This is a genomic window from Halogeometricum sp. CBA1124 (assembly GCF_009741955.1).
GTDB lineage: Archaea > Halobacteriota > Halobacteria > Halobacteriales > Haloferacaceae > Halogeometricum > Halogeometricum rufum.
In genome coordinates, this window is the sequence record NZ_WPCD01000219.1 from 1 (window position 1) to 5,913 (window position 5,913).

General features: G+C 68.5%; 5 protein-coding genes and 4 pseudogenes. 7 read left to right on the forward strand and 2 right to left on the reverse strand.

Translation table 11 applies throughout. The features are described 5' to 3' along the window. Positions 1 to 453 (forward strand): annotated as a pseudogene (locus tag GJ632_RS22440) (hypothetical protein); the annotation flags it as partial. Further along, the gene (locus tag GJ632_RS18595) at positions 450 to 638 is read left to right on the forward strand and encodes a hypothetical protein (protein WP_191453719.1); all 189 of its coding nucleotides are present in this window, start codon (positions 450 to 452) and stop codon (positions 636 to 638) included. The pseudogene GJ632_RS22440 and the gene GJ632_RS18595, both read left to right, overlap by 4 nt. An 81-nt stretch (positions 639 to 719) precedes the next feature. Here the strand turns inward: GJ632_RS18595 and GJ632_RS18600 are convergent. Beyond that, positions 720 to 887, reverse strand: a pseudogene (locus GJ632_RS18600) (galactokinase family protein); the annotation flags it as partial. A gap of 102 nt (positions 888 to 989) precedes the next feature. Beyond that, positions 990 to 1,382: a hypothetical protein gene (locus tag GJ632_RS18605; protein ID WP_191453720.1), complete on the reverse strand. Its 393-nt coding sequence runs from the start codon at positions 1,380 to 1,382 to the stop codon at positions 990 to 992. Between the two features lie 120 nt (positions 1,383 to 1,502). Here GJ632_RS18605 and GJ632_RS18610 point away from each other — a divergent pair. The 5 genes and pseudogenes from GJ632_RS18610 to rpl12p all read left to right on the forward strand — a co-directional run bounded on the left by GJ632_RS18610 (position 1,503) and on the right by rpl12p (position 5,561). Next, positions 1,503 to 2,568, forward strand: a pseudogene (locus GJ632_RS18610) (M42 family peptidase). Positions 2,569 to 2,699: 131 nt separating this feature from the next. Continuing rightward, entirely contained in the window at positions 2,700 to 3,176 is a 477-nt protein-coding gene (locus tag GJ632_RS18615; RefSeq protein ID WP_089807534.1) for a 50S ribosomal protein L11, read from the forward strand. A gap of 350 nt (positions 3,177 to 3,526) precedes the next feature. Next, a complete protein-coding gene (locus GJ632_RS18620; protein ID WP_089807536.1) occupies positions 3,527 to 4,165 on the forward strand; it encodes a 50S ribosomal protein L1 in 639 nt (212 codons plus the stop codon). After that, positions 4,162 to 5,201: pseudogene (locus GJ632_RS18625) on the forward strand (50S ribosomal protein L10). Before GJ632_RS18620 ends, GJ632_RS18625 begins: the two are co-directional and overlap by 4 nt. An 18-nt stretch (positions 5,202 to 5,219) precedes the next feature. Then, positions 5,220 to 5,561, forward strand: a complete 342-nt coding sequence (rpl12p, locus tag GJ632_RS18630; RefSeq protein WP_089807540.1) for a 50S ribosomal protein P1 — start codon at positions 5,220 to 5,222, stop codon at positions 5,559 to 5,561. Positions 5,562 to 5,913: the final 352 nt, after the last annotated feature.

Here is a 5,913-nt window from a genome sequence, read left to right on the forward strand (position 1 = left end):
CTCGGCGGCCTCGGCGTCGTCGCACTCGGCAGCGTCGTCGTCGAGCGACTCACGCGGACCGGCGCGGGACCGGACGTCTCGCTGGCCGAGACGGGTGCGCGGCGGCGCCGCGGGCGGTGCGGCGAACGCCACGGCGGCCACGGCGACGGCGGAGTCGACGGCCGAACCGACCGCGACGGCCGCGGAGACGCCGGCACCGACCGCCGAACCGACCGCGACGGCCGAACCCGCGGGAACGCCGACCGGGACGGGCGACGGCGGTGGCGGCGGGTTCAACATCGCCGAGGCGACGGAGACGGCGACGCCGCAGGCCACCGGAACGGAGGCGGCGGGCGACGCGACGGTGACGGAGTCCGCGCGGACGATTACCGAGTCGGCGGCGACGCGGACGCGGTCGAGACGGCGACGGAGACGCCGCAGGCGACGGGTGCGCCGACGGCGGAGCGACGGTGACCGCCGCGGCGGAGGCGACTCGGACGGCGACCGAAGCGGTCCGGACGACTGCCGAGACGACGGTGCTCTCCGGCGGCGACCCCGGCGTGACGAGCGTGGCCGCGCTCTCGCCCGGGGAACTGTTCTTCCTCGGCGGCGTCGTCACGCTGGTCTTCACGACCGCGTACTGGTGGCTGAGAAGCTAAAAGCACCATTTGACTCTACGATGCGTATATGGACCGAGCGTCCCACGGTACAACTGCGAGGTCTCACGGTGCTTCGGCCCTCCCCCCGAACCGAGCGTCGGGCGCGGTGACGCGGACCCGCGAGTCGTCGCGCGCTTCGACGGAGACTGTCGCCCGGCGTTCGATGGCGCAGGGCACCGCCGGTTCGCCGTAGACGACTGCGTGCTCCCCGAACAGGTAGACCTTCCCGGGAGCGCTGGAGACGGTCATATCCGACGATTCCGCGGACGCCGCTTAAGCGTATCCGACTGCGGTCGCTCGCGGGCGGACGACGGTCGAAAAAGAGCGACACCGGACCGCGATGCGCGCGGCTTACTCCTCGGAGAGGGCCGCCGACTCGCCCTCGTCGCCCTCGTCGGACTCGACGGCGATGTCCGACAGGTCGTCGAGTTCGTCTAAGTCGTCCTCGCCGGTCAACACCTTCACCGCGACGGCGAGGGCGACGAGGAGGAGGAGGCCGACGACCGCCGCGCCGCCGACGCCGCGACTCGACTCGTCGGCGTCCTCGGCCGCGGCGTCGGTGCCGCTCTCGACGGACTCGTCCGTCTCCTCGTCGTCGACGTCGATGGAGCTGTACCCCTCGTCGTCCTCCGATTCTTCGTCCTCCTCGGGGCCTCGCTGGAAGAAGCGAGGGCCGCTCTCGGGGGCGTTGAACTTGGCGTCGTGCAGATGAATCTCGAAGAACGTGAACGATTTCTCTCCCATACTCCGTCAGTACGCCGACAGATGGCATAACCGTTGTGCCCGTCTCGTCGTCGACGCACGGGTCGGCTCGCGGCGACGCGTATCGGTGCCTTGAGGTGCCGATTCTTCCAGTTCGAGAGCATGGACGACGACCGACTGACGTTCCTGACCGACCTGTTGACGACGCCCAGTCCCGCCGGGTTCGAGGCCGACGGCCAACGGGTGTGGGTCTCGTACGTCGAGACGTTCGCCGACGACGTGCGCGTGGACTCGTACGGCAACGCCGTGGCGGTCCACGAGGGGAGCGCCGACGGCCCCGAAATCGCCTTCGCGGGCCACGCAGACGAGATAGGATACATCGTCCGCGACGTGACCGAGGACGGCTTCCTCCGCATCGCGCCCATCGGCGGCGCCGACCGCACCGTCTCGAAGGGCCAACACGTCACGGTTCACGGCGACGGCGGCGACGTGCCGGGCGTCGTCGGGCAGACGGCCATCCACCTGCGCGACGTGGGCGAGGAGGAGTACGACGACCTGGAGGAGCAGTTCGTGGACGTGGGCGCCGAGAGCGCCGCGGAGGCGTCGGAACTCGTGGAGATCGGCGACCCCATCACCGTCGAGACGCGCGTCCGGGATCTGCACGGGTCGCGGATGGCCGCCCGCGGGATGGACAACCGCGTCGGCACGTGGGCCGCCGCCGAAGCCTCAGACGCGCCGTCGAGGCGGACGCGGACGCGACGGTGTACGCCGTGAGCACGGTGCAGGAGGAACTCGGCGTACAGGGCGCGAAGATGGTCGGCTACGACCTCCACCCGGCGCCGCCGTCGCCATCGACGTGACGCACGCGACGGACAACCCCGACGTGGCGGGCAAGCGGACGGGCCCGGTCGAACTCGGCGCGGGGCCCGTCGTCACCCGCGGGAGCGCGAACCACCCGGACGTGGTCGCACTCGCGCGCGACGCCGCCGACGCCGCGGACCTGGACGTGCAGTTGCAGGCCGCGGGTATTCGCACCGGCACCGACGCGACGCGTTCTACACCTCCCGGAACGGCGTTCCGTCGCTGAACGTCGGCATCCCGAACCGGTACATGCACACGCCGGTCGAAGTGGTCGACACCGGGGACCTCGACGGGGTGGCGACGCTCCTTCCTCGGGTCGATGGCCGAACGCGCCGCCGACGCCGCGCCGTTCGGCGTCGACCTCTGAGACGGGGGGCGCGGCACGAGTCCTGCCTCGTCGCCCGGAACCACCGGTGACGGCGCGCTGCGTGCGCCTCTCACGCACGCCGGTTAGCGCGAAAGAAAACCGTTAAAAGTCGCCAAAGGGTGCTTTGAGGTATGGCTGGAACTATCGAAGTGCTCGTTCCCGGCGGGGAGGCCAACCCCGGTCCGCCGCTCGGACCGGAACTCGGCCCGACGCCCGTGAACGTGCAGGACGTCGTGCAGGAGATAAACGAGCAGACCGCCGCGTTCGACGGCATGGAAGTGCCCGTGACGGTCGAGTACGACGACGACGGCTCGTTCACCATCGAGGTCGGCGTCCCGCCGACGGCCGAACTCATCAAGGACGAGGCCGGGTTCGAGACCGGGTCCGGCGAACCGCAGGAGAACTTCGTCGCCGACCTGAGCGTCGACCAGGTGAAGAAGATCGCCGAGCAGAAGTCCTCGGACCTCCTCTCGTACGACACGAAGAACGCCGCGAAAGAGGTCGTCGGAACCTGCACCTCTCTCGGCGTCACCATCGAGGGGAACAACCCCCGCGAGTTCAAGAAGCGCATCGACGACGGCGAGTACGACGACCAGCTCGCCGCGTAGTCGGACGCTCGGCCGTCGTCACGTGACGGCGTTCGGGGCCCGACCCCGTCCGCAGTCGCAGTCGACGGTACCCGCCTTCGACCGCTCCCGCGGGACGGCACACCCTTTTCAGCGGACCGACGCGCGAGTGGCGACCACGCCGCCGGCCGCGGCACCGCCGCCGCGGCGTCGTCGCCCCCGCGTGTGCCCTCGCTTCACACGGAGACGAGGCGTAACGCCGCCGTATCCCGGGCGCTCGGGCGATTGCTTCGACGGACTTAAGGCCGCCATTCCCATTTGCTCCGACGAGGCAGGCAGACGCCTGTTTCACTGACCCGTAGGAGCAATCCTGCGTACTACGGAGGTGAATAATGGCAGATACGATAGTTGACGCAGTCTCTCGCGCACTTGACGAGGCTCCCGAGCGGAACTTCCGCGAAACGGTAGACCTCGCTATCAACCTGCGCGACCTCGACCTAAACGACCCGTCGAAGCGTGTCGACGAGAGCATCGTGCTCCCCGAAGGCACCGGACAGGAGACGAAGATCGTCGTCTTCGCGACCGGCGAAACCGCACTCCAAGCCGAGGAGGTTGCCGACCAGGTGATGGACGGTAACGACCTCGAAGACCTTGGAGACGATACGGACGCCGCCAAAGACCTCGCGGACGAGACGGACTTCTTCGTGGCAGATGCCGATATGATGCAAGATATCGGCCGTTACCTCGGGACCGTTCTCGGTCCCCGAGGGAAGATGCCGACGCCGCTCCAACCGGACGACGACGTGGTCGAAGTTGTGAATCGGATGAAGAACACGGTCCAACTCCGCAGTCGTGACCGCCGCACGTTCCACACCCGCGTGGGTGCAGAGGACATGCCGGCCGACGAAATCGCGGAGAACATCGACGTCATCGTTCGTCGTCTCGAGGCCACTCTCGAGAAGGGTCCCCTCAACATCGACGGGATCTACGTGAAGACGACGATGGGTCCGTCGGTGGAGGTACGCGCATGAGCGAGAGCGAGTCCGTCCGCAAGACAGAGACCATCCCCGAGTGGAAACGCATCGAAGTCGGTGAACTCACCGACTTCCTCGAAGAGTACCAGTCCGTCGGCGTCGTGAGCGTCACCGGAATCCCGAGCCGCCAGCTGCAGAGCATGCGGCGGGACCTCCACGGCAGCGCGGAACTTCGGATGAGCCGTAACACGCTCGTCACCCGCGCGCTGGAGGACGTGAACGACGGCCTCGAACAGCTGACCGAGTTCGTCTACGGACAGGTCGCTCTCGTGGGCACGAACGACAACCCGTTCGGCCTCTACAAACAGCTCGAAGCGTCGAAGACGCCTGCACCCATCAACGCGGGCGAAGTCGCCCCGAACGACATCGTCATCCCCGAGGGTGACACCGGTGTCGACCCGGGTCCCTTCGTCGGTGAACTCCAGCAGGTCGGTGCGGCCGCCCGCATCATGGAGGGCTCCATCAAGGTCACCGAGGACTCGCAAGTCCTCGACGAGGGTGAAGTCGTCTCCGAGGAACTCGCCAACGTCCTGAACGAGCTCGGCATCGAACCCAAGGAGGTCGGTCTCGACCTCCGCGGCGTCTACTCCGAGGCGTCCTGTTCGAGCCCGAGGAACTCGCCATCGACGTGGACGAGTACCGCGCGGACATCCAGTCCGCCGCGGCCGGCGCCCGCAACCTCTCGATCAACGCGGGCTACCCCACGGCGCAGACCGCGCCCACGATACTCGCGAAGGCCGCCGGCGAGGCGAAGGCCCTCGGCCTGTTCGCCGCCATCGAGGACCCCGAGCTCATGCCGGACCTCGTCGCCAAGGCCGACGCGCAGCTTCGCTCGCTGGCGGCGCAGATCGACGACGAGGAGGCCCTGCCGGAGGAACTCCGCGGCGTCGAGGCGCCCGCAGCTGAGCCCGCCGACGAGGCGGACGAAGACGAATCGACTGACGAAGAAGACACTGAAGCCGAAGCCGACGACACCGACGACGACGAAGACGACGGAGACGGTGCCGACGGGCTCGGCGCGATGTTCGGATAATCAACGAGGAACTCAACAATGGAATACGTTTACGCAGCTCTCATCCTGAACGAGTCGGGCGAAGAGATCAACGAAGACAACGTCACCGACGTGCTCGAAGCCGCCGGTGTGGACGTCGAGGAATCCCGCGTCAAGGCGCTCGTCGCCGCGCTGGAGGACGTCGACATCGAGGAGGCCGTCGAGACGGCCGCCGCCGCTCCCGCGCCCGCCGCGGGCGGTAGCGCAGGCGGCGACGTCGAAGCCGCAGACGGCGACGACGACGACGACGAGGGTGGCGAGGAAGAGGCCGCAGCCGAAGAAGAGGACGACGACGAAGAAGAGGAGTCCTCCGGCGAGGGCCTCGGCGAACTCTTCGGCTGAGCCCGACGCAGTTCGCACGTCCATCCGGACGTCCCTTCGAATCGTCAGTACACCTCGCATTTTTCTGACCCCGTCCCGAGAGCGACCGCTCCGCGTCGTCACCCCCGGCCACCGCTGCTCCGACTACCGCGCCTTCGACCACCGCGCGAGCCGAGCGTTCAAGTGCGATGACGGGACCACTCCGCCGCGATGGCCGCGACGACCACACTCGCGTTCGCTCTCGCCGGCGTCTGCCTCGGGACGGTGAGCGGACTCGTCCCCGGCCTGCACGTCAACACCCTCGCGCTCCTGTTGGCCGCCGCCGCGCCGACGCTGCCCGCCCCGCCCGCCGCAGTCGGCGCCGCCGTCCTCG